Annotated in this window: 24 protein-coding genes and 2 pseudogenes; 12 read left to right on the top strand and 14 right to left on the bottom strand. The window is 68.9% G+C overall.

Translation table 11 applies throughout. The features are described 5' to 3' along the window. From ACIBN2_RS38985 to ACIBN2_RS38950, 8 genes and pseudogenes are all read right to left on the bottom strand, one after another. A partial coding sequence (locus tag ACIBN2_RS38985) for an MFS transporter (protein WP_399141823.1) occupies window positions 1-764 on the bottom strand: 764 nt, incomplete at its 3' end. A gap of 148 nt (window positions 765-912) precedes the next feature. Beyond that, window positions 913-1,725, bottom strand: a pseudogene (locus tag ACIBN2_RS38980) (transposase). 224 nt (window positions 1,726-1,949) lie between these two features. Continuing rightward, window positions 1,950-2,270 (bottom strand): hypothetical protein, encoded by a 321-nt coding sequence (locus tag ACIBN2_RS38975; RefSeq protein ID WP_399141821.1) that lies wholly within the window; start codon window positions 2,268-2,270, stop codon window positions 1,950-1,952. Window positions 2,271-2,369: 99 nt separating this feature from the next. After that, entirely contained in the window at window positions 2,370-3,908 is a 1,539-nt protein-coding gene (locus tag ACIBN2_RS38970; protein ID WP_399141819.1) for an ATP-binding protein, read from the bottom strand. After that, window positions 3,905-4,648 (bottom strand): response regulator transcription factor, encoded by a 744-nt coding sequence (locus ACIBN2_RS38965; protein ID WP_399141818.1) that lies wholly within the window; start codon window positions 4,646-4,648, stop codon window positions 3,905-3,907. The genes ACIBN2_RS38970 and ACIBN2_RS38965 overlap by 4 nt, the downstream gene beginning before the upstream one ends. Window positions 4,649-4,697: 49 nt before the next feature. Continuing rightward, complete coding sequence (locus ACIBN2_RS38960; RefSeq protein WP_399141816.1) at window positions 4,698-7,001, bottom strand: glycosyltransferase family 39 protein; 2,304 nt, start codon at window positions 6,999-7,001, stop codon at window positions 4,698-4,700. 17 nt (window positions 7,002-7,018) lie between these two features. Next, entirely contained in the window at window positions 7,019-8,308 is a 1,290-nt protein-coding gene (locus ACIBN2_RS38955) for a glycosyltransferase (RefSeq protein ID WP_399141814.1), read from the bottom strand. A gap of 153 nt (window positions 8,309-8,461) precedes the next feature. Then, a complete protein-coding gene (locus ACIBN2_RS38950) occupies window positions 8,462-8,827 on the bottom strand; it encodes a fumarylacetoacetate hydrolase family protein (RefSeq protein WP_399141812.1) in 366 nt (121 codons plus the stop codon). On the opposite strand from ACIBN2_RS38950, the gene ACIBN2_RS38945 reads away from it, so the two are divergent. The 6 genes from ACIBN2_RS38945 to ACIBN2_RS38920 all read left to right on the top strand — a co-directional run bounded on the left by ACIBN2_RS38945 (window position 8,826) and on the right by ACIBN2_RS38920 (window position 11,513). Then, window positions 8,826-9,146, top strand: coding sequence for a hypothetical protein (locus ACIBN2_RS38945; protein WP_399141810.1), 321 nt, complete (start codon window positions 8,826-8,828; stop codon window positions 9,144-9,146). The two genes, ACIBN2_RS38950 and ACIBN2_RS38945, sit on opposite strands and share 2 nt — an antisense overlap. 76 nt (window positions 9,147-9,222) lie before the next feature. Continuing rightward, window positions 9,223-9,447 (top strand): hypothetical protein, encoded by a 225-nt coding sequence (locus ACIBN2_RS38940; RefSeq protein WP_399141808.1) that lies wholly within the window; start codon window positions 9,223-9,225, stop codon window positions 9,445-9,447. Window positions 9,448-9,475: 28 nt separating this feature from the next. Beyond that, on the top strand, window positions 9,476-9,676 hold the full coding sequence (locus ACIBN2_RS38935) for a hypothetical protein (protein WP_399141806.1): 201 nt from the start codon (window positions 9,476-9,478) through the stop codon (window positions 9,674-9,676). A gap of 391 nt (window positions 9,677-10,067) precedes the next feature. Beyond that, a complete protein-coding gene (locus tag ACIBN2_RS38930; protein WP_399141804.1) occupies window positions 10,068-10,397 on the top strand; it encodes a hypothetical protein in 330 nt (109 codons plus the stop codon). A 301-nt stretch (window positions 10,398-10,698) separates the two neighbouring features. Beyond that, entirely contained in the window at window positions 10,699-10,899 is a 201-nt protein-coding gene (locus ACIBN2_RS38925) for a hypothetical protein (RefSeq protein ID WP_399141802.1), read from the top strand. A gap of 221 nt (window positions 10,900-11,120) precedes the next feature. Then, window positions 11,121-11,513: a hypothetical protein gene (locus ACIBN2_RS38920; RefSeq protein ID WP_399141800.1), complete on the top strand. Its 393-nt coding sequence runs from the start codon at window positions 11,121-11,123 to the stop codon at window positions 11,511-11,513. Window positions 11,514-11,839: 326 nt separating this feature from the next. Here the strand turns inward: ACIBN2_RS38920 and ACIBN2_RS38915 are convergent, their stop codons facing one another. Continuing rightward, the gene (locus tag ACIBN2_RS38915) at window positions 11,840-12,142 is read right to left on the bottom strand and encodes a hypothetical protein (RefSeq protein WP_399141799.1); all 303 of its coding nucleotides are present in this window, start codon (window positions 12,140-12,142) and stop codon (window positions 11,840-11,842) included. Between the two features lie 170 nt (window positions 12,143-12,312). On the opposite strand from ACIBN2_RS38915, the gene ACIBN2_RS38910 reads away from it, so the two are divergent. The 4 genes and pseudogenes from ACIBN2_RS38910 (at window position 12,313) to ACIBN2_RS38895 (ending at window position 15,924) form a co-directional block, all read left to right on the top strand. Beyond that, on the top strand, window positions 12,313-13,128 hold the full coding sequence (locus tag ACIBN2_RS38910; protein WP_399141797.1) for an oxidoreductase: 816 nt from the start codon (window positions 12,313-12,315) through the stop codon (window positions 13,126-13,128). 74 nt (window positions 13,129-13,202) lie between these two features. Beyond that, window positions 13,203-14,114 (top strand): alpha/beta hydrolase fold domain-containing protein, encoded by a 912-nt coding sequence (locus ACIBN2_RS38905; RefSeq protein ID WP_399141796.1) that lies wholly within the window; start codon window positions 13,203-13,205, stop codon window positions 14,112-14,114. 69 nt (window positions 14,115-14,183) lie between these two features. After that, window positions 14,184-15,196: pseudogene (locus tag ACIBN2_RS38900) on the top strand (NADP-dependent oxidoreductase). A 137-nt stretch (window positions 15,197-15,333) separates the two neighbouring features. After that, on the top strand, window positions 15,334-15,924 hold the full coding sequence (locus tag ACIBN2_RS38895) for a TetR/AcrR family transcriptional regulator (RefSeq protein ID WP_399141794.1): 591 nt from the start codon (window positions 15,334-15,336) through the stop codon (window positions 15,922-15,924). A gap of 268 nt (window positions 15,925-16,192) precedes the next feature. On the opposite strand, the gene ACIBN2_RS38890 is transcribed toward ACIBN2_RS38895, so the two are convergent. Continuing rightward, window positions 16,193-16,459, bottom strand: coding sequence for a hypothetical protein (locus ACIBN2_RS38890; RefSeq protein WP_399141793.1), 267 nt, complete (start codon window positions 16,457-16,459; stop codon window positions 16,193-16,195). Window positions 16,460-17,545: 1,086 nt separating this feature from the next. On the opposite strand from ACIBN2_RS38890, the gene ACIBN2_RS38885 reads away from it, so the two are divergent. Further along, on the top strand, window positions 17,546-18,643 hold the full coding sequence (locus ACIBN2_RS38885; protein WP_399141792.1) for a hypothetical protein: 1,098 nt from the start codon (window positions 17,546-17,548) through the stop codon (window positions 18,641-18,643). 324 nt (window positions 18,644-18,967) lie between these two features. Further along, window positions 18,968-19,687 carry an NAD(P)-dependent oxidoreductase gene (locus tag ACIBN2_RS38880; protein ID WP_399141790.1) on the top strand — a complete coding sequence of 240 codons (720 nt, stop codon included), beginning with the start codon at window positions 18,968-18,970 and terminating at the stop codon, window positions 19,685-19,687. On the opposite strand, the gene ACIBN2_RS38875 is transcribed toward ACIBN2_RS38880, so the two are convergent. From ACIBN2_RS38875 to ACIBN2_RS38860, 4 genes are all read right to left on the bottom strand, one after another. Further along, entirely contained in the window at window positions 19,674-20,513 is an 840-nt protein-coding gene (locus ACIBN2_RS38875) for a helix-turn-helix domain-containing protein (RefSeq protein WP_399141788.1), read from the bottom strand. The two genes, ACIBN2_RS38880 and ACIBN2_RS38875, sit on opposite strands and share 14 nt — an antisense overlap. A gap of 7 nt (window positions 20,514-20,520) precedes the next feature. Continuing rightward, window positions 20,521-20,880: a hypothetical protein gene (locus tag ACIBN2_RS38870; protein ID WP_399141787.1), complete on the bottom strand. Its 360-nt coding sequence runs from the start codon at window positions 20,878-20,880 to the stop codon at window positions 20,521-20,523. Window positions 20,881-20,929: 49 nt separating this feature from the next. Then, window positions 20,930-22,360, bottom strand: a complete 1,431-nt coding sequence (locus ACIBN2_RS38865) for an MFS transporter (RefSeq protein WP_399141786.1) — start codon at window positions 22,358-22,360, stop codon at window positions 20,930-20,932. Window positions 22,361-22,658: 298 nt separating this feature from the next. Continuing rightward, window positions 22,659-23,063, bottom strand: a complete 405-nt coding sequence (locus ACIBN2_RS38860; protein WP_399141784.1) for a nuclear transport factor 2 family protein — start codon at window positions 23,061-23,063, stop codon at window positions 22,659-22,661. Window positions 23,064-23,162 lie beyond the last annotated feature (99 nt).

The raw sequence follows: 23,162 nt of genomic DNA, 5'->3' as shown, positions 1-23,162 counted from the left end.
TCACAGACCATCAGGGCGGTGCCGGTCAGGCCGAGTGCCACGACCTGGCGGCTCCAGCCTCCGCGTCGGCGTCGGCCCCGGTGGCGCTGTGCGGGCGAGGTTGTGGGGGCGCGGTCCCGCGTGCCGGTCTCCTCCAAAAGCCGTCCCAGCAGCAGGCCCCCCGCCATGAGCACGGCGGCGGCTGCGGCGAGGTGCGTGGCGAACGAGACACCCGCACGTTCCAGGGCGGCCGTGGTGAGTGACGCCACGACCGCGCTGATGCTCCAGGCGGCGTGGCAGCCGTTGAGTATGGGGCGTCCGAGGCGCTGTTCGACGGTGACGGCGTGAGTGTTCATGGCTGTGTCGGTGGTGCCGTGCACGGCACCGAGCGCCGTGACGACCACCACAAGTTCGACAACTCCGCCCACCAGGCCGACCAGCGCCAGCAGCACGGGCATGACGACGAGCGAGGTGCGCAGCACCGGCCGCGTCCCGAGCCGCGCCGTCAGAGGGCCCACGCCCTGCATGCAGGCGATGGCCGCCACGGCAAAAACCATGCCGATGAGCCCGAGTTGCCCGTCGCTCAAATGGTGCTTGCTCTTCAGCGATGCCAGCCGGACAACATACGTCGACAGCGTGAGCCCGTTGAGAAAGAAGACGGCTGTGGCCGACCACCGTCCGGCGTTCCCCGGTCTGTCTGGATCCTCTGATGTGGTCGAGCCGTCCCGGACCGGGTCGGCAGCCGTTGGTATCGCATGCGCCGCGGTCTGTTCCTCGGCAGTCATCGTGCGCGCTCCGTCACGTTCCCCCGTGATCCGAGGATGCTCGGACGGCGGGTGAGAACCAGATCGACGCTAGCACCGCCGCACACTGCCCCCGTGCGGCAGTGGTAGCGATGGTTCGAGTTCTGACCGCATAGGTGTGCCGGGTCGTTCAGGCCGTGGCGGTGAGAGGGCGTCCGCCCCATCGGATGCCCTTCTCGCTTCGGATGCGGGCGCGTTCCTTGCGTTCGGCGGCCAGGACGTCGCGGTGGCGGGCGTTGGCGTTGCGCCAGCGCAGATAGGCGTGCAGGGCCCGTGTCTGCGCACTGGTTGGGGTGGTTGGAGTTGGCGATGGTGAACTGCCTCAGCGGTCCGAAATGGGCCTCGATGGGGTTCGCCCACGAGGCGTAGGTTGGCGTAAAGCACAGCTCAACCTTGTTCTTCTTCGCCCAGCGGCGGATGTCGGTGCCCTTGTGGGCGGACAAGTTGTCCAAGATCACGTAGATGGGGCCGCCGTCGGGCCGGGCGGCGCGGATCGACTTCAGCGCGGCCAGCGTGTTGGCGGCCCCCTTTCTGCGGCGGTTGACGCGGTCGGGATGTTTGCGTGCCGCCCAGCACGAGCCTGGGGCGGGCCTGATCCCGAGCGGGCCGAACTCGTCGAACGCGAACACCCTGTCCGGGAAGTAGTCCAGGACTTCCTCGATCCGGTCCAGCTTCGCCTCGCGGTCAGGGTCGGGGGATTCCTTCCATGTCTTGGTGCGCTGGAAGGTGACACCGCGGCGGGCGAGCAGGCCGCGTAACGCCTAGCGGCTGGATGCGGATCACCCGGCCATGGACCTTGCGCAGGTAGGTTTCCGCCGGCCGAGGCCAACAGCATCATCGCGCGCCGGAACCGCACCGAGCTGGTGCTGCCGCGGCGCACGATTTGCTGCAGCTTCTTCCCCTCCTGGCCGGTCAGTCTGCGCACACGGACAGGCTCGGCCACCGCACCTCCAGTGGTCGGATCGGACGTCACCGCACATCCAACCGCCACGACGACCACCCCGGTGAACCTATGCGGTCAGAGCACTAGACGCGGTCAGCAAGCTCGGCGTCACCACCGCGAAAATCGTCCTGCTTGCGAATCCTGAGCAGACGACCGCCGTCCTCCAGGCCCTGACTTCGCACGCGGTCGGCTTTGTGGACCCAGATCGACGCCAAGGTCCATGTTCAGGCGGGCGAGGTGTCGATTTCGTGGATGCCGCCTCCGGGGCCGCCGGCGAGGTACTCCAGGAGCCGGGTGAGGGCGTTCACAGGCAGTTCCTGTGCGTGGTCGTCGCCGAACTCACTGGTGCCGGGCTCGTCTTCGTCGGTCACGTCGGCCGGCTCGAAGGTGGTCTCCCAGATGCGCTGAACTGGCCAGCGGTCGGCACGGGTGGTGAACCGGATACGGATGGGCCAGCTGGCCCCGTCTGCGGTGACGTCCACGACCTGGATGGTGCCGGACTGCGGGCAGTCGATGGAGCGCCCGCGCAGCACGTCAGCGGTCATCAGGAGGCTAGTGCGGGGCATCCTCCCGGTCCCGTCCATACGTCCGGGCAGCCGCTGTCGGTCTCGGTCCCTGAGGGCCGCGCACTGCTGCGCTTGGGGTCAGCGGGGTTCCTGGCCGGGGCCGGCTGCGGGCAGGACCAGACGGAAGGTGCAGCCGTGGCCGGGGGCCGTGTCGAGTTCGAGGCGGCCGCCGTGGCCTTCGGCGATGGTCGCGGCGATTGCGAGGCCGAGGCCGCTGCCGCCGTGGATGCGGGAGCGGGCGGGGTCGGCACGGTAGAAGCGCTCGAAGACGAGCTCGGCGTCGACTGGTTCGAGGCCCGGCCCTTCGTCCGCCACCTCGATCACGCTGATCGGCAGTCCCACCGGCAGGGGCGGTGAAGCGGTGGCGCGTCCGGGTCGGTCCGTGCCTCCGGTTCCGGGACCCGCCTCGGTCGTGCCCACACGGACGTGGACGCGGGTGCCCGGCGGGGTGTGGGTGCGGGCGTTGGAGAGCAGGTTGTCGAGAATTTGACGCAACCGGTGCGGATCGCCGACGGTCTCCGCGACGTCGAGTTCCTCGGCTCCGGTGGGATCGGCCGGGGTGTGCAGCGGGCCGAGGTCGACGGGATGGGACTCGCTGTGGACCGCGGCGGCGCTGACGGCGTCCGCCGCGAGGGACAGCAGGTCGACCTGGTCCCTGCGGTAGGAGGGTTCTTTGTCCAGGGTCGCGAGCAACTGGAGGTCGTCGACGAGCAGACTCATGCGCTCCGCGTTCTGTGCGATGAACCGGTTGGCCTCGTTTCGTTCGAGGGCCGAGCGCGGTTCCGGGCGGAGGGCGAGTTGGGCATAGCCCTGGATGGCGGTGAGCGGAGTGCGCAGCTCGTGCCCGGCGTCGGCGACGAACCGGCGCAGGCGGGCCTCCGAGGCCTCTCGGGCCAGCAGCGCCTTCTGCAGGCGGTCGAGCATGGAGTTCAGGACCCGGCCGAGTCGTCCGATCTCGGTACGCGCATCGATGTCGGGCAACCGCAGATCGAGCCGGCCTGCGGTGATGTCCTGAGCTGTTCGTTCCATTCTGGTCAGGGGCAGCAGCCCCAGACGAACCACCCAGCGGCCCAGGGCGATCAGGGCGACGATCGTGACGGCGAGCAGCACGGCGTTCAGCCACAGGAGCTTCGATGTGGCGCCGTCGACGGTGTCGAGCGGAAGCGTGACCACCGCGCTCATGCCGTCCGGACCGGGGTTCAGCAGCACCCGCCAGCGGCCGTCACCACTGATGGCGGGCACGGTCTCGGGGTGCCCGTCCCGCAGCCCGAGGTCCTCCGCGTGATCGGCCAACCGAGGTCCTGGCTTGGTCTCGGAGCCCAGGGAGTCGTTCAGACGGTGCCCGGAGGAGTCGTAGAAGTAGATGTGGAAGTCCGAAGGAAGCACGTCCGGGCGCTCTCCCGCGTCCGGGAGCCTGCCTTGAAGCGCGTCGTAATAGGCGGGAGCCGGCGGATGGAACTCGACGAGCTGCTCGTCGACGCGGTCCAGCAGCCAGGAGCGAAGCACCACGTAGCCGATCGCCTGGGAGGTCAGGACTGCCAAGGTGGCGAGCAGAGTGGCGCCGAGGATGAGGCGCCGTCTCACCGACTTGGGCGGCCGGGGCAGGAACCGGGTCACTGGTCCGACGTCCCTGCGTGGTCGCGGGGAAGCCTCAGACAGTAGCCGACGCCGCGCACGGTGTGGATCAGTGGCGGCTCGAAGCAATCGATCTTCCGTCGGAGGTACCTGACGTACGTTTCGATGATCCGGGAGTCACCGGCGAAGTCGTAGCTCCAGACATGGTCGAGGATCTGGACCTTGCTCACCACCTGACCCGCGTTCGACAGGAGGTAGGCGAGAAGCTTGAACTCGGTTGGCGACAGGGCGACGAACTGCCCTGCCCGGTGCACCTCGTGGGCGCCCTCGTCGAGTTCGAGGTCGGCGTAGCGCAGAACACTCGGCACCGGCTGCCATTGGGCGGCCGGCGCCGTGCGGCGCAGAATGGCCTCGATGCGCAGCAGCACCTCCTCGATGCTGAAGGGTTTGGCCACGTAGTCGTCTCCCCCGGCACTGAGACCGGTGATGCGATCGTCGGTGCCGGTGCGGGCGGTCAGGAACAGGATCGGACAGTCGTTGCCTGCCGCCCGCAGCCTGCGGGTCACCTCGAAGCCGTCCAGGTCGGGCAGCATCACGTCCAGCAGCACCAGATGCGGTTCCAGGCGTTCGACCTCCAGCAGGGCCGACTGTCCGGAGTCGGCGCTACTCACCTCGTATCCGGTCAGGCGCAGCGTTGCCTCCAGCAGGGTGCGGATGCTGGGCTCGTCCTCGACCACGAGGAGCCGATGTCGCCGCCCCCCGGCTGCGGGCTGCTCGGTCATGCGTCTGCTGGTCCGTTCTGCCGTGTCGCGACCGGCGTTTGGGCGTCGGCTACTTGGTGGCGCAGTCGTACAGCACGTTGCCTCCTCCGAATCCCATCGCACCGCCGCCGTTGTTCTGTGACGACGTGCCGGAGGTGCCGCCGTATGCCGACGCCGGAACCTTGGTGCAGTGGTCGGCGATCCAGTCGGAGCGCTGCTTGGTATATCCGCCGGCCAGGCCCGGCATGCCGCCGCCGTTCGTACCGGAGCCCAGGATGTAGCGTAGTTCGCCGTTCTTGGTCCACTTCTCCAACTGGGCCACCGACGGCGCGTTGTCGCTGTTGGTGAAGCCGCCCATGCCGATCACGGTCTGGTCGGTGCCCAGGATGAAGGCGCTGGCGTTGAGGGCGCCGCCCTCGACGGCGAGCTTGATGCGTGCGCCGGGTGCGTGCTCGACGGCGTACTGGATGATCTTGCGCTGGTCGGCGGTGAGTTCCCCGTTGCCGAAGCCGCCGCCCCCACCAGGGGCCCCTCCCGAGCCGGCACCCGGGAACGAGGGTGTGCCGCGGTTGTTCGAGCCCGCTTCCCCGGGCGCACCGGGCATACCGTTCGCTCCCCCGGTGGGCATGCCGGAAGACATTCCGCCGGACGGAGGTTCGGCAGTCTGCCCCGAAGACGTGCCACCGCCCGGGAGGCCCGGCATGTTCGACGGCATACCGGACGGCAGGCCCGAGGGCATCCCGGACGGCAGGCCCGAGGGCATCCCGGACGGCAGGCCCGAGGGAAGGCCTCCACCGTTCGAACCCTGCCGGGGCATGCCACCGCCACCGGGGAATCCGAGCGTCTGCGGACCGGCCATCGGGTTGGAGCCCCCCATGCTGGTCGAGCCGGGTACGGTCACCGCCCACGCTCCCGGCGCCAGCAGAACCGAGGCGACCGCTGCGCACACGGCGACCGTCAGCAGTCGGACACGGCGTCGTGCCAGCACCAGCAGGACGACCGCGGCGCAACCGACCAGCAGCACGAGCCACACCAGCCAGCCGTTCCAGTCGGGCGCACGGCGGACCAGCTTCACGGCCCAGGCCACGCTCACCACGACCGCGGCGGCGCCTACCAGAGGTGCCCAGCGCAGGCCGGCGCGGTGGATGCGGACAAGGGCTGCCGTCAGTCCGCCGCACAGGGCCGCGATCGCCGGGGCGAGCTGAGTGGTGTAGTAGGGATGGAAGATCCCCTTCTGGCTCGAGAACACGGCCCCGCAGACCACCAGCCAGGTTCCCCACAGCAGCCAGCCGGAGGCCGGCAGTACGGCGGAGTCGGGCAGTACGCCGCGTCGCCGCAGCACCACGCCGGCGACGGCGACGGCCAGGGCCAGCGCGCAGACCGGCAGCAGCCAGCTGATCTGACCGCCCACCTGTGCGCCGAACAGTCGGCCCAGGCCGGCCTGACCGCCGAATCCGCCGGCGAATCCGCCGCCTGATCCGCCCATCCCCTGGGGCGCTCCGTCGCTGGAGCCGAAGACCCTCCCCAGACCATTGTAGCCGATCACGAGGTCCCAGGCCGAGCCGTCCGTGCTGCCGCCGATGTAGGGGCGGTCGCCCGGCCACAGGGCCACCATGGCGACCCACCACAGGGAGGACGCCGCCAGGACGGCCCCCGCGCCCAGCAGACGCCGCACTCGCGGTATCCAGGGGCCGCTTCCTCCCACGAGCCAGGCGAGGGCGAACGCGGGAACGACCATCCAGGCGGCGAGCATCTTGGTGAGGAATCCGCACCCGATCAGGAAGCCGCTCGCGCACAGCCACCAGGTCGCGGCCCGGCCGTCGGCCTGCAGCGCACGGGTGAGCGCGTACGCCGCCGACACCAGCAGCAGGACCAGCAGCGTGTCCGGGTTGTTGTCCCGGTTGATGGCCACGGTGATGGGCGTCAGGGTGAGCACCACAGCCGCGATCAGCGCCGCCCCCTCCCCCGCCCAGCGGCGCACGGTGCGGTGCAGCACCAGCACCCCGGCCACACCTTCGAGCACCTGCGGAAGGATGAGCGCCCAGCCGTGCATCCCGAAGATCTTGCTGCTGATCACCTGCGGCCACAGCGCGGCCGGCGGCTTGTCGACCGTGACCACGCCGGCCGGATCGAAGGAACCGAAGAGGAAGTTGGTCCAGCTCTTCCCCATCGACTTCACTGCCGCCGAGTAGTAGCTGTTGGCCCACCCCAGGGAGCCCAGTGCCCAGCCGTACAGGACGGCCGCGAGCACGAGGACGGCTCCGAGCGCCACGGGTGCCGCCCAGGCGGGCAGCGAGCGGACGGAGGTACTCGTGTGCCTCCCGTCGTGTGCCGATGCCGCCGGTGCTGGCCTGATGTGCGCGGAGTTGCTCATGTCGGGATTCGCTCTCATCAACGGGTACGGCTACGGGGGTCGGCGAAGACGGCCAGTCGCAGTACGGCGAAGCGCACGCAAGTGACCGCGACGGAGGCCGTGGCGAGGACCGCGGTCTCCGCGGCCGGTGAGGCACCGGGATCGAGCCACTTGAACCACAGGACCGCTGCGGATGTGACCAGATAGCCGAGGACGAACAACCCCCCAGCGCCGAGGTGCGCACGTGCCGGCGGGGTGGTGGAGTGCCGGAAGGTGAGGCGACGGTTCGCCTCGGTGTTGAGGACGGTGAGGCCGAACAGCGAGATCAGGTTGGCGACGGCCGGAGACCACCAACCGCGCAGCAGCCAGTACAGCAGGGCCTGCCCGACCGTGGAGACGACACCGATCGCGAGGAAACAGCCGACCTCCCACGACAGCACACCGCGCTGCGTGGAGGGGGCGAGGACGGCGTCGGGGTGCTCGGCGGCCGGCTCGGGGCGCGTCCGCACCTCGACCCGGGCGTCACCGGACGCCTTGAGCCTCGCCATGCGCCACAGGCCCCGCAGGTCGTCCGTGGCAGTGCTCACCACGTCCACCCGGGTGTCGACGTCCTCGACCCAGTCGACCGGGACCTCGTGGATACGCAGTCCGTTGTACTCGGCAAGCAGGAGCAGCTCGGTGTCGAAGAACCACGCGTCGTCGCGGGTCACTTCCAGCAGCGGCCGGAGCACCTCCGTGCGGGCCGCCTTGAATCCGCACTGTGCGTCGGTGAAGCGGACTCCGTGGGTGAGCCGGATGATGCCGTTGTAGCAGCGGGAGATGAACTCGCGGCGCGGCCCGCGCACGGTGCGCGCGCCGGAAGCCAGCCGGGAGCCGATCGCGAGGTCCGAGTGGCCGCTGGCCAGGGGCGCGACGAGCGGGAGCAGTCCGTCGAGGCCGGTGGAGAGGTCCACGTCCATGTACGCCACGATGTCCGCGTCGCTGGCGCCCCAGACGGTGCGCAGCGCGAGTCCGCGGCCCTTGCGGTCCAGGTGGACGACGCCGACGCCGGGCAGCTCGTCCGCGAGGCGACGGGCGGTGGCAAGGGTCTCGTCGGTGCTGGCGTTGTCGGCGACGGTGATCCGCCAGGGGAACGGGAAGCCCTGGGACAGGCGGGCGTGGAGTGTGCGCAGGCACCCGGGCAGGGCTCGTTCCTCGTTGTAGACCGGAACGACGATGTCGACCGTCGCGGTACCGGCGTGTGGGACGAGCGAACGTTCGACGGGCTGGAAGGGGGCGGGACGCTCCATGCGGGCGGCGGGTTCGGTGAGGTGGGGGGTGGGAGTCATGGCTTCCTCAGGCATGAGGGGACGGCAGACTGCGGCTCACAGGCCCTGGTGCAGGGCCGCGACCTCACTGTTGCCGCCTCGCCTGTGGGAGTAGGGGGAGAAAACCGAGAACTGACGGGGAGTCAGATCAATGGCCGAAAGCACTCCCACGCTTCACTGGGAGGGCGACCGCACCAGGGTGTTCCGCAGTTCACAGATGCCTTTGATCGAACTGGCCACTTCGGTTCGCGTCCGCCGAACCACGGCAGGTTCACGGCCGGCGCCCGCTCCCGCCGGTGTTCCCGTCGTGATCAGGTCGCCGGGCCGCAGGGTGACGACGGTGCTGACGTGCGCGATGACGGTGGCGACGTCGAAGAGCAGTTCCGAGGTGTTCGCCTTCTGCGTCACGCGCCCGTCGACGAGGCAATGCATCGTCAGGCCGCGACCGCCCGTCGGTACGTCCTCGGTGGTGACCAGGGCCGATCCCGTCAGGGTGATGACGGCGGCGGACGGCCCGGGCACGGGGAGGAGTACCTCCATGAGCGAAGAGACCACCGCTGTCATCCGCGGCCGCGTGCACGAAACCGTGCAGCTGCGCCACACCGAACGCGGCACACTCGCCGCCCGGTTCACCGTGATGCAGGTCGCGCGCGAGTACGACCGCGCCCGAAGGCAGTGGCGCGACGGCGAGCCGGTCCCGCTCATCTGCACCGTCACCGGGCCGCTCGCCCGGCACGCCGCCGAGTGCCTCACCGGCGCCGTGCAGTGGACGAGGCGAGGTACCCGTTGCAGGGTTGGCGCGGGCGGCCTCGGAATGTCGAGGACCATCGCCGACCGGTCACACGTGAACGGTTCGTGATCTGTCAGCCCACCAGGCACGTCAGCACGATGGTCGTGCTCTCTTTTGATGCGCCTACCAATCCTTCGGGGGAACAATGCGCAAGATCGGTATTGCTGCCGCGTCCGGAATCGCCGGCATCGCCGTCTTCATGGGGTCCGGCTCGGCCCAGGCCCTCACCTTCAACAACGACGCCTGCCTGGATCTGCGCCAGGTCCAGGTCTGCGACAACCACACGCTCTACCGGTTCGTCCAGCCGGCCGGCCCGTCACTGAACCCCTGCGGCCTGCCCTGGCAAGCCGTGGTGGTCCGCTCCTGCTGAACCGCCCACCACCCAGAAGGGGAAACAGATGAGCCTGCGCAAACGCGCCATCGCCATAACCGTCCTCGCAGCGACCGCGTTCGGTGCCCTCGGCGTGCCGGCCATGGCGGCTCCCATGCCGTGGGAGACCAGCAAGACCCCCACCGTCATCACCCACCACACCACCTCCCGGGCGGTCGCCGGCAGCGGCACGGTCACCGCGCTGTGCGGGGCTCCCTGCTACGAGTAGGCGAGTGCGCCGCCGGATGCCCACGCGCCGGCGAGCGGCGTCACATGGGGCTGTGGCATCGCCATCCGGCGGGCGGCCGTCCGCACGGTCACGACCCTGGCATCGCCCGTGGAACAGAAGTCCCCCCTCGTCTGACAGGGGGCTGGGGTGGAGGACTGCTCGTGTGCGTGGCCCGGCAGGTTCCAACGGCCCCCGAAACGTCGGCAGTTGTCCTTCGGCACAGCCTGCTTGCCGACACGCCATGAAGAGGGGCCGGTCGCGGTGACGGGGCTCGGCGCCGCGACCGCAGGAAGCCAACCGTGGAGCATCTCACCGCGGCACCCGCTTGCAGGGATGCCGCGGTGAGAACTCCGGACAGGAAGAGACCGAGATGCAGTCGATCAAAAGGATCGTGTCCCGTACCGCTGTCGCTGCCACACTGGGGGCCGCCGCACTGATCAGCGGCCCCGGCACGGCCTCCGCAGCCGGTATGCATGCCCAGTACTGGACTGATCGGTGTGACTACGGCAGGGCCTGTCTCTACCGCGAGGACGGAAACGTCTTCAACGCCGGCCACTGCGGATCAACGGCCGGCCTCTTCGACAGATTCGACTACGCGAAGGCCAACGGAAACTCCTTCACCGTCTACTACAAGGACAGCAGGTGGGACTTCGTCGCGGCATGGAGCGAGCGGATCCTGGACGTCACCAACGTCGTCGTCCAGGTGAACGTGCACTGCTGAACACCGGCAACACTCCACTGTGGACACGAGAGCGTGGGAGTCGTCCGTCCTCGGCTTTGGGAGTCAGTGCCGATGCCGATGCCTGATCAATCGCAACGAATCTGGTCACCGCAGCCGCCACAGCGCCTTCCCACAAGGCGCGTTCGCCATGGGCGGTGACCGCACAAAGCGGTGCCCCCGGTCCTCAGGCACAGCCGGCTCGGGGATGCCACACCCCGCAGCTGAGCAGCCAGCCGTCCGGCCTGCCCCGAGCAGTGCGCCGGCCGGCGCACCCACTGTTCCTCGACCAAGGAGTGTCAAGATGCGTCCACGCCAGCGCGCAGCGGCCGCCGTGTTCGTGACCACCGCAACCTTCCTCGCCCTTGCTCCCCAGGCCATGGCGTCTCCCATGCCATGGGAGACCAGCAAGACCCCCACCGTCATCACCCACCACGCCACCTCCACGGCAGCTGTCGGCAGCAGCACGGTCACCGTGCTGTGCGGGCCCCCCTGTTACCAGTAGGCGCCAGCCACCAGGGCGTGAAGACCGCTGGGGGCCGGGGACTTGACCTTCCCCGACCCCGTGTGAACTACCGACGACATGGCGTTCCCGCGGCGGGTAACGCGTAAAGGAGAGCCGGACGAGGGTTGGCTGTTCGCCGCGAACGACCCGGCGCGCGGCCCCGCCGATCGCCTGCGCCACCCGGTTCACGACACACCCCCACCCGGCGGGGAGGATGCGGCGTGCCCTACCGCATCGTCACCGTGGCCGGCTCGCACCAGAGTGGTTTCGGTCTCCAGGTCGAACCGGCCTTCCCCATCAAGGCGTTGGCCGCCCCTGTCGCCGACACCGACGTTCCCGTGCGCGGCGACACACTGCTCCTGCTCCTTCCCGACGGCCGCCGCGGGCGGGCGATCCTTGCAGACTTTGCGCTGGAAGCATGGCGCGACAAGGACACGTACGTCTGCCGCAGCAGCCCCGATGACCCCGAGTTCACCCTCGTCATCGGCACCGACCGCGCACCGCAGGACCTTCCACCGGGCACGGAGAACCGGCTGGACGGCACGGCCCCCACCGGCGCTGCGCGAACGAAGGGGTCGAGCCAGATCATCGCCCAGTTCGAGACCCAGTCCTGAGCAAGGCGCCCAGCCCGACCACGGCCTTCACCACCCATTGATCTCCACTGCCGGATTCAACGAACTACCGGCAGGCGCCCTTGCTGGAGATTCGCCCCATCTCGTCGATCCAGGCTTGGAGGCGCAGTGTGCGGCCCATCCGCCTCCACGCTCTGCACCGCTGCGCGGCCCTGCAACACCGCCCGCACCAGCTCCGGCCGCCGCTCCTTGCACGCGACATGCTCGACCGGCCAGGCCGCCGGCTTGTCCGCGTCCGCAACACTGCACTCACCGAAGTCCAGGCGCACGGGGATCTGCGCTCGGTGGTACTCGACCGTCCGACCGCTTCACTCATACGTGTCCAGCTCGAACGCGGGCACCTGCACCTGCCGAGCGACGAACTCCGCCGCCTCGCCCGGCAGCTCGAGCCGGCCCCGGGGAAACCGGCCGTACTGCGTGTAGAACTTCAGTAACACGACGATGCCCAGTTGGGGTACGGGCCACAGTCGTTGATCGTCCTCCGATGGCTCCAGCCCGCGCACCGGCGTCCGGAAGCCCGATCTCGGATCCAGGAGATAGACGACCCGGACCGGGTAAGCGCGCACCTCAGGATCGAGAAGCCGCATCTCGCGGGCAATTTCTGCTTGCACGGCCTGTTCCGGCTCATCATCCGCCCTCGTCGCCCCCTGGTGTCCCCTCCCGCACCAAACCGCAGGTTCCCGGCGATCGCCGGAGCCTCCCCTTGCCATCCACCCCATCCCGCCATAGCCTTACGACCGTAAGGTAAACGATCGTAATTCAATGGCGCAGGGAGTCTGTGATGACAACAGATCGGCCGCTAGCACTCGTAACGGGGGCATCGTCGGGGATCGGCAACGCAACCGCTTCCGCCTTCGTCACAGCCGGGTTCGAGGCGATCGGAACCGGACGGAACACCTCGGGACTCACCCCGCCCGCCGGTGTGACCTTCCTCGACCTCGACGTGACCAGTGACGAATCCGTCACCGCCGCCGTCCGGGAAGTGATCGAACGGTTCGGTCGGATCGACGTCCTCGTCAACAACGCCGGACTCGGCTCGGCCGGCGCAGCCGAGGAGAACTCCGTCGCCCAGGCCCAGAGGCTCTTCGACCTCAACTTCTTCGGTCTCGTCCGCATGACCAAGGCCGTCCTGCCGCACATGCGCGCCCAGGGTCGCGGCCGCATCGTCAACCTCTCGTCCGTCCTCGGCGTCATTCCGCAGCCATACATGGCCCTCTACGTCGCGGCGAAGCACGCTGTCGAGGGCTACTCCGAGTCCCTGGACCACGAGGTCCGCGAACACGGCGTTCGCGTCCTGCTCGTCGAGCCGGGCTACACCCGGACCGCCTTCGACGCCAATGCCGCGCAGCCCGACACACCGCTGCCGCTGTACGCGGAGCGGCGGCGTGTCTTCGACGAGGTGGTCGCCGCGGCGATGGAGAGCGGCGACGACCCCGCCCTTGTCGCCAAGGAGGTCGTCACGGCGGCCACCGCCCCGAAGCCGAAGCTGCGCTACACCGCCGGACCGCTCGCCTCACGCATCACCACCGCGCGACGCCTCGTCCCCGCCGGGATCTTCGACAAGCAGATCCGCAGATTCAACCGGATGCCCGGCTGACGTCACACCCGGCCCATCGGCCTGCACTGCACGCGAGAAGTGCGCTCACCTCCGACCTGAACAGGAGCATCACCATGGGAATCAGTACGGAAGCACAGCAGTTCGCGCAGTTCCTCGAAAGCGTGCGCGCGAAGGCGTCGACACCCGGCCTCGACCTGGCCGTCGTCCGCGACATCGTCGACACACACGCTTCGGCGTCCACCGAGCCGGAAGGCGTCACCTACGCCGACGTGGACGCCGACGGCGTCCCCGCCCTGTGGGCCATCCCCGAGGGCGCCGACCCCGACAGGGCACTGCTCCACTTCCACTTCGGCGGATCGGTCGCCGCCTCCATCGCATCGGACCGCAAGGCCGCCGGCCACATCGCCAAGGCGGCCGGAGTCCGCTCACTCGTCGTGGGCTTCCGCCTGGCACCCGAGCACCCCCACCCGGCGCAGATCGACGACGCCGAGACCGCCTACCGCTGGCTGCTCGCGCAGGGCTACGAGCCGCGGAACATCGGCAGCACCGGCCACTCCATCGGAGGCACCCTCGCGGTCATGCTGCCGCTGCGCCTGCTCGCCAAGGGCGAGGCGACCCCCGGGGCGATCATCAGCATCTCGCCGTGGGCCGACCTCACCATCAGCAACCCGAAGGTCGACGAGAACGAGGAACACGACAAGATGCTCAGCCGGGGCATCCTCGAGCAGTTCCGGGCAGCTTGGCTGCAGGACCCCGCCGTGGACTTCACCGACCCCGACATCAGCATCGTGAACGCCGACCTGACCGGCCTACCGCCCACGGCCCTTCACTACGGCGAGTACGAGGCGCTTGCCGGCGAGGGCGCCGACTTCGGCCGCCGGCTCGCCGACTTCAAGATTGTTTCCGAGGTCCGTCCGCTGCCCGCGGGCCAGCACTCGTTCATCCTCGGCGCGGGGCGCGTGCCCGAGGTGGACAGCGCGATCGGGCAGATGGGCCGGTGGCTCCGCCGGCACCTCGGCAGCTGATGCGGAGCCCGGACATGCGCATCGTCCGGCGAAGGACAAGCGAGAAGACCACGCAAAGGGATGGCTGACATGAAGGCATTCGTCGTCGAGAAGTACGGCAAGGACGGCGTACGCGCCGCAGACGTTCCAGAGCCCACCGTCGGGGACGGCGACGTCCTGGTCCGAGTGAGCGCCACAGCATCAACCCGCTGGACAAAATGGTCCGCAACGGGGAGTTCAAACGACTCCTGAGGTACAAGCCGCCCTTCGTGCTCGGGCACGACGTCGCCGGCGTCGTGACGCAGGTCGGGTCCGGCGTGCGCGACGTGGCCGTCGGCGACGAGGTCTACGCACGTCCCCGCGACCTGCGGGTCGGAGGCTTCGCCGAGTTCATCGCAATCGACCAGGACGACGTCTCACCCAAGCCGGAGTCCCTCACCCTCCGCGAGGCGGCCGCGGTGCCGCTGGTGGCGTTGGCCTCCTGGCAGATCCTCGTCGACCGTGCCCATGTGAAGCCGGGTCAGAAGGTGCTCATCCACGCCGGTGCCGGTGGCCTCGGGTCGACCGCCATCCAGCTCGCCAGGCACCTCGGCGCCACCGTGGCGACGACCACGAACACCCGCACCCAGGAGCTGGTCAGGAGCCTCGGCGCCGACATCGCCGTCGACTACACCAAGGAGGACTTCTCCAAGGTGCTGTCCGGCTACGACCTGGTGCTGGACTCTCTGGGCGGGGCGAACCTCGAGAAGTCGCTGACCGTACTGAAGCCGGGCGGCCTGGCCATCGGTGTCGCCGGCCCGCCGGACGCCGGCTTCGCCAGACAACTCGATGCCCCCTCGCTCACGGGCGTGGTCATGAACGCACTCAGTCGCAAGGTGCGCAGGCAGGCCAAGGCCCTGGGCGTGCGCTATCAGTTCTTCTTCATGCAGGCCAACGGCTCCCAGCTCCGTGAGCTCGGCGCCCTGTACGACAACGGACACCTCCGCCCGGTCATCGACCGAACCTTCCCCTTCGGCCGGACTCTCGAGGCGATGGCGTACGTCGAGCAGGGCCGTACCACAGCCGGAAAGGTCGTGATCTCGATGGCTCCCGACGACGAGTGAATCGGGCCGGCCGCACAGAAGGCGTGTCGGTGCTCCAAGACGCCGTCGACACACCATTGGAGTACGTTCGCAATCCAATACGATGGTGAAGCCGGCCGAAGGCAGGTGACCCTTCCGGCACACAAAGGAGCGAGCGCGTGGCGCGTTACGGGAAAGAGCACAAGCAGGCGACGAGGCAGCGGATCATCGAGACCGCCGGCCGCCGGTTCAAGCGGGACGGTATCGACGGCTCGGGCATCTCGACGCTGATGGCGGACGCCGGACTGACCAACGGCGCCTTCTACGCCCACTTCGCATCCAAGGACGACCTCGTGGCCACCGCGGTCACGGACCAGTTGCGCGCGCAGTACGCGAACGTCATCGAGCAGGCGGCCCCCGGCATCGCCGGACTCGAGCAGATCGTACGGTGGTATCTCTCACCCCAGCACCGCGACAGTCCCGACGACGGCTGCCCCTCCGCGGCACTCCTCGATGAGCTCGGGCGCTGCGGGGACGAGACCAAGCAGGCGTACACCGACGGCGTGCTCGCAGTCATCGACGGTATCGCCGCTCGCCTGGCGCCTGCCGATCCGCGCTCGGTGCGCACGAAGACCCTCAGCGTGTACGCCATGATGGTCGGGACGCTGCAGCTCTCCCGCGCCCTGGCCGACCAGCGACTCTCCGACGAGCTCCTCGACGAGGGCATCCGCAACGCCCTCACCCTGCTCGGCGTACAGAAGTCCCGCTGACGCGCCACAGCACCACCCGGCAGCCTCGACAAGCCGCTCCACACCACACCCCCGACCGAGCGCCTGCCGCTTCGGCGGGGCCTTCTTGCCTCCGCCGCCACCGCAAGGATGCGCCCGCCTGCGCAATATGACGGGTGTTTCGCCCAGATGAGGAACGGCACGTCGACAGTCGCCCTTGGCCGCCGAGCGCATTCTCCGGCCGTTGAACAAGAGTGACGGGGCCCGCTCCGCCTCTGACGGCAGCCCGGGCCCCGCTCATCAACTGGCTCTAGCGCTGGAACGTGGCGTCAGCTCCGCCGAAGCTGTCCTTCTGGCCCAGGTCCAGGTTTCCTTCGGTGCCCAGGCCCGCGGCGGCCTGGTCGTCGAACGCGGGGCCCTGCCAGTCCTGGTTCACCTGGCTGCTGGTCCCGAAGTTTCCTTGGCTGCCGGCCCCGAAGGCGCCCTCGTCACCAGTGTCCGCAGTGGCAGCGGTCGCGCCGCCGAGGACGACCAGGGCGCCGAGAGCGGTAGCAGCAACGGCGATACGGATACGCATGGGTACTCCTGTGAAGTGGGTGCTGTTGTCCCATGAACATCACCCTCAAAACGACAGAGGGTAACCAGGAGCCACCCGGACGAGTGACGACCGCTCCGCCAGCTCCCACGTCGGTTCATCTCTTCGCCAGCGGCCGTCCCAGTACACCCAGGTCGTTGAAATCACATCCCGGCTACTGTTTCACCCCGACTCTGAGCGGCCTTCCCCCGGCCCCGCGGACAGCAGGCGTATCTGAACTGCTCCGGGCTTTGTGGGTGTTGGGTTCTTTGTGCCTTGACCGGGCACGGCCGGCCTCGAACGACAGCTTCGACACGGACAGACGTACCACTCGGTCTACCTCACCCAAGGGCGATCGGGCGGGTGTGCCGGGCCGCGTATCTCCACCATCTTCCCCGCCATAGATGACCAGCCGCAGTTCGACAAAGACGGGGTGCGCGGCCTAGCCAGGTCGTCCAGAAGCGGCCGCGAACACGAAGGGCCTAGGCGCCCGTGTCCCGCCAACTCACGGAGGCTGACATGGAGTCGGGCGCGGCCGGAGAGGTGAAGGGCGAAACAGTCGTTCAGGCCGCGGCTTTCCAGGTAAGCGTGGACCGTCATCGCACGGGCGTTGGTGGTGATGGCCAGAACAATCAACCTCGACTGCATTGGAGTTGAAGCAAGCTACCCGGCCCCGGTACGCAGGTCTGCACACAGCTGTGAGCGGCTGTGCACCGCACGAGAAACCCTCCCCCCCACACTGACCGGCGAAACCGCGCCCCCCTCCCAGCGATGCGGCTGCGCCAAGCGCTTCACGCGCATGTGCAACGCCCCTTCCCTGCGCGGGCCTTACCGCGCTACCGCCCCCTGGCGGCCGGGCCGGGGGTGGGGGCGGGGCGGCGAGCACCACGCTCTGGTGAATGAGGACGAGGACAGGTATCGCACCGCCCGCCCGCTCGCCTCCCCCGCTGACCGACCCCGCCACGCTTCTTGGGCTGCTGTCGCGCCGACTGGACTGCTGCACAGCCCGACTGTGAGTGTCTAATGTGCGCATGCCCGTGCCGTATCCGTCCAAGGAACGAGAACCGGGCTGCAGAAACGGGGAGACGAGTGGCCGCGCTGAAGGTGCCCGGTAAGCCGGATCAGAACATCGAGTTGGCCGCGCAAGCGGGCGATCCGGCTGCGATGAGGGTGCTGGCCCATTACCTGCAGACTGCTCCCGGGCCGAACGCCGGCAGGGATCAGGCTGAACGGTGGCTGCTCGCCGCGGCCGAGGCCGGAGATCCGGAGGCGATGCACGAACTGTCGTGGCTCTACCAGCAGCGGTCGATGCGGAAACGCGGCGCCGACAAGCAGGCCGACGACGCCGCCTGGATCAGCTGGTCCCGGCGAGCCGCGGAAGCCGGCTGGGTGGACGCGATGCGCACCATGGCCTTCGTCACGGCAGACACGGACGAGGAGGAATCCTGGCTCCGCCGGGCCGCCGACGGCGGAGCCCGACGCGAGACGCTGCGCCTGGCCGACGTGCTGGCGAGGAAAGGAGCAGCAGCCGAGGCGGAGCAGTGGTATCACACAGCCATCGCCCACGATGTCGCCTCCGCACGCCAGCACCTTGCCTCCTTCCTGATCGCACAGGACCGTTCGGCCGAGGCCGAGCCGTATGTGCGGGCGGAGGCCGAGGCAGGCTCATGGGCGGCTGCCAGACTGCTGGCTGGGGCCCTCGAAAGGCTGGGCCGGGCCGACGAGGCCGCCGAATGGCGCGCGCGGGCCGAGACCTTGAAGGGGTGGGAGTCCGGAGCAGGTGTGCTGGCCGGGCCAGGCTGGGTCGAAGTGATCGTGACGGCCGTGGTCACCACCGCCCTCGTGCCGTTCATCCAGGCGCTCGTGGCCAAAACCGCCGACGACGCCTACGGACACACCCGGCAGTTCATCCAGCGGCTGGTGCGCCGAAACCGCGCAACCAACAACCACAGCAACGAGGAAGACACACCGTCATCCCCGCCCGTCGACGCCGACGCGGGCCTTGCCGTCGTCCGGGATCCGGACGCAGGCATTTCACTCTTCCTCTGGTCGAACGCCTCCGACGAGGCACTGCGGGCCCTGGCAGCGCTGGACCTGGACGAACTGACGCTCCGACGGCCCGATCAAGGGCAGGTTCACCTGGTCTGGCACCCGCAACCCGGTACCTGGCACATCCGCGGCCACTGACCGGGCACCCTGCCACCGACGGCGGAGCCGGCGGCCATAGAGGCTGCAGTCGGCTGCCGGGAGCGGCGAATGTCCGACAACCGGTCCCGCCTCGTCCTCATGCCCGCTAACCGGCACGCCCGTTGCGGCTGCGGGGTTCATGGCCACGACGCTCCCGGAGCCGCTTCCACCGCCCGGCCCACCGCGGTGGACGTGCGCCCCCGGCCCGCTGCCGGGCCGACAGCCGTCGTGGTCCGGAAAGGCGGTGACGGACGGCAGCACCCAAAGAGGGATGAACACCGCATCTGGCCCCAGCCCACCCACGCCGGCATCCGCACTGTCCGCATGCTGCACATGGCCGCCCCGGCGGGCAAGGACGAGCAGACCTGCCGTGTCGTCAACGAGGAAGGCACTGGGGCCCTGCTCGCCCCGCCCAGGCGCACCGTGCGGGGGCGCAGCATGTCGTGCAGCTGGGTACGGCGGCGGTGTACGGGGACGGCCCGGGCGGAAGGTGAGGTGCTGCCCAGGCCGACGTCTGCCACGAGCCTGTCCAGACTGGCCGGGGAGCAGTTGGTGCTCGCGGCGGGCGGGACGGTGGTGCGCCCCTACCTGGTGTACGGCAGGGGCGATACCTGGGTCGTGCCGGCTGTCATGCAGCTCCTGAGCCGGTTCCCGTACTGGATCGATGAGGGCCGGCCGCGTATCTCGCTGGTTGCCGCCGACGATCTGGCCGCGGCGATCATGGCGCTTGCCGTGCGGCCGGGGCTACTGCCGGCGGGCCAGGTCCTGCACGGCAGCCCTCCCGTTCCCGTGCGCGTGCGGGATCTCGTCACCGAGGTCGCGGCAGGATTGGGTCTTGACCTGCCGGAACGCTCTCTCACCTTGGAGGAGGCGTCCGCCAGGATCGGTGTGCGGGCCGGACGGTCGATGCGGATGCTGTCCACCGACCACTGGTTCACCAGCTCGCGTCTGTGGGCGTTGTCGGGATGCCCGGCCGGGCCCAGGTTCCCGGCTCGGTTCGCGCAGTACGTGCCGTGGTACCGATCGGCACTTACTGCGGGGTAGCCGGGCCTGCGGCTGCCTTCCAGTCGGTGGTGCGCAGCACTTCGGCGGTCTCGGCGTCGGCCGGGAAGAAGGATTCGATGGCGAGCTCGGCGACGGTGATGTCGAGCGGTGTGCCGAAGGTGGCCATCGTGCTGAAGAAGGCGAGTTCCCGGCCTTCGTGGCGCAGCCGCAGCGGTACGGCGATCTCGCCGGGGCCGGGTAGCTCGACCTTGGGCTCGGGCTGGTCGCAGGGGTAGCCGCTCAACTCGTCGTACAACTTGACGAGATCGGGGTCTGCGGTCATCGTGACCTGCTGGCGCAGCCGGCTCAGCAGATGACCGCGCCACTCGCCAAGGTTGGCGATGCGTGGTGCCATGCCCTCGGGGTGCAGGCTCACCCGCAGCAGATTGACCGGCTCTTCCAGCAGTTCGGGGTGCACGCCTTGGCCGAACAGCCAGGCAGGGTCGTTCGCGTCCACCCGGTTCCAGTACCGGTCCAGGACCACGGCCGGATACGGTTCGTGGGCGGCCAGCACCTGCCGCACCATGCCGCGGACGGCGGACATGTGCGGGGCTTCCAGACTGGTCTCGTGGTAGACGGGGGCGTAACCGGCCGCCAACAGCAGCGGGTTGCGTTCGCGCAGCTCCAGACCGAGGGCTTCGGCCAGCCTCAACACGGCATCCCGACTGGGCACCGAGCGGCCGTTCTCGATGAAGCTCAGATGCCGTGGGGAGATCTCCGCCAGCGTCGCCAGCTCCATCTGACTGAGCAGGCGGTGCTTGCGCCACTGCCTCAGCAGATCCCCGAGGGACTGCGTGAGCCGCGGGTCCGTTGTCGTCACCGTCACCTGATCCTCACCTCGTTCTTGCAGCGGGCGATGCGTCGGTCCGCCTGGAGATATTCTCCGTCACCATGCTGTCTTCGATGGTGTGTTCACGGAGTCCGGGCGGGTGCGCGGCTCTGCGACTGCCGTCAGGGCGCTTGTTCCTCGGCTCGGCAAGGTCGTTGGGTGGTGAAGAGCCCTGCTGCCGACCGGGATTCGTCATGGCCTCGCGCACGTCACTGTGGCGGCTGACGATCCATGCCGGCGTGCCGTCGTCGAGGCGTACCTGATGGGGCGGTTCCTCGCGCAGCTCGGCGTACTGGTCGGGGGGCAGCATCGGACAGGACCGGGGCATCGGCCAGTTCGGCGTGACGTTCTCGGGAGTGGTCATCGTGCCTCCTCACAAGGTAACGGGAAAGGCGGGCGGTGCCGGGGGCTGGTCAGTTCTGGGCGGCCGGCTTGGGCAGGGCCTGGACCAGGACGGCGACGGCCATCGTGAAGGCGGCGAGGACGGCGACGCTCCATCCGAAGGCGTCCGCGTAGGCGCCCCGGTCGCCGTGACCGAGTACTCCGAAGAACACCACGCCGATGGCTGCCACGCCGAGGGCGTTGCCGCCTTCCTGCGCGGTGGAGAGGACTCCGGCGGCCGCGGCGGCGTTGTCGGGCTTGACTCCGGCGAGCACGGTGGGCGTAACCGGGTTGGCGAACAGGGCCATGCCGATGCCGGCGATGCACAGCCCGGGCATCACCCACGGCGAGGGCCCGGTGACACCGATCGCGGCCGTCGCGGCGATCATCAGCCCGTACCCGGCGGCGACGACCAGGGCGCCCAGGGTGAGCACCTGCTTGCCCAGCCGGGCGGCGATCCTGGGCGCCGCGAACGCGGCCGGGACGTACCCGATGCCGAGGGCGCCGAAGATGAGGCCGGAGTGCAGCGGGGAGTCGCCATGGCCGTCCTGGAGGTAGAGGGCGAGGATAAACATGAAGGAGGCCATCGCCGCGAAGAATCCCAGGATGATCAGGATGCCGACGGAGAAGGCACGCTCCCGGAACAGGCTGAGCGAGATCAGCGGTGCGCGGTCGTGGCGCTCGAGACGGCTCTGGCGCAGGGCGAAGGCGGCGAGCAGCGGGACGGAGGCGGCGAGGACCACCCACGACCAGGCGGGCCAGCCCTGTTCGCGGCCCTCGACCAGGGACAGGACGATGGCGAGCAGACCGCAGGAGCCCAGGACCGCTCCGATCAGGTCAAGGCCGGTTCGGCCGGTGCCGCGCGACTCGGGGATGTAGTTGCGCATCAGGAGCAGGGAGATTGCCCCGATCGGCACGTTGATCAGGAAGATGGTGCGCCAGCCGATTCCGGCGATGTCCAGGTAGATCAGTACGCCGCCGATGAGCTGGCCGAAGGTCGCGCTCAGCCCCATGGACAGGGCGAAGGCGGTGAAGGCACGGACGCGTTGGACGCCGGTGAAGGCCGTGTTCAAGATGGCCAGCATCTGCGGAGTCATCACGGCCGCGCCGATGCCCTGAACGACGCGGGCCACGATCAGCACGCCGGGGTTGGGGGCGAGGCCGGCGGACAGGGAGGCCAGGGTGAAGAACGCCATGCCGAGGGCGAACATCCGGCGCCTGCCGTAAAGGTCGCCGAGCCGTCCGGCGGTGACCATGCTGGCCGCGTAGGCGAGGTTGAACCCGGAGACGATGAACTCGATCGCTGCGGAGCTGGCGTTGAGGTCCGCGCGGGTGGACGGGATGGCCACGTTGACCCCGAAGAAGTCCAGGGTGATCATGAACATGCCCGAGACGACGAGGAGGATCCGGATCAGGGTCACCTTGTCCATGCCCGGTTCGGCCGTCTCCTCCAACCTGGGCAATGCTGAGCGCGTATTTTCGTCTACCGACATAATCGGACTCCCGGTCGATGTGTTTTCAGTACTGCCTGCATGGGCCTGTGGGGCTCGCAGTAAATCTCAGGTGCTTTACCTGAATCCTGCCTGCTCCGGCGCAGCTGAAATCAGCACCGCCGTTCCGTCACGCGCGAGAGTAGAATTTCCGCCTTGAGCCAGCAGAGCGCGCAGTTGATGCTTTTTCGGCTCTGCTGGCTGTTCATCGCGGATCTATTTCCCCCACGGATGAGGTGGCGGCGAAGAAGTTTGACGGTGGGGGTCCCGATCAGACGTCGAGTCCGACATGGACAAGCTCCTCCATGCCGGTGGGTGCCTTGTCGATGAACTGGTGGTCGTTTGCCATGAGGCCGTTCTCGTCGAGGATGACCACCTGCGTGCCGATCGCCTCGGGCCCGGCGGCTCCCGGGAACGTCATCTCCCAGGTGTAGCGCACGGCGTCCATGCTGATGTCCACCTTGGTGACCTTGAACGTGGCGCCCTTGGTGACGAAGAGGTCGTATGCCTGCGTGACCGCGTCCTCGACACCCTTGCGACCGTGGAATTCCACGAACGGGTTCTTGTAGATCGCGTCCTCGGCCCACAGCTCGGCAATGACCTTGCGACGAATGTCGGCGTCCGGCTCCGCCCAGCTCGCGACGTACTTCTCGACGGCCGCTTCGATTTCGCTCATGGTGCTCTCCTCGCGCGGAAAAAGGGGATGGGAGTTTCGGCGCGACAGCGATGTCGCCTGCCCCGACAACTCGAGAATGTCAGCAAGTGGAGGAGGAAG

The organism is Streptomyces sp. NPDC050534 (genome assembly GCF_044457745.1).
Taxonomy (GTDB): domain Bacteria; phylum Actinomycetota; class Actinomycetes; order Streptomycetales; family Streptomycetaceae; genus Streptomyces.
The sequence above is the reverse complement of the archived record's forward strand: the minus strand, read 5'-3'. Positions and strand labels throughout refer to the sequence as shown.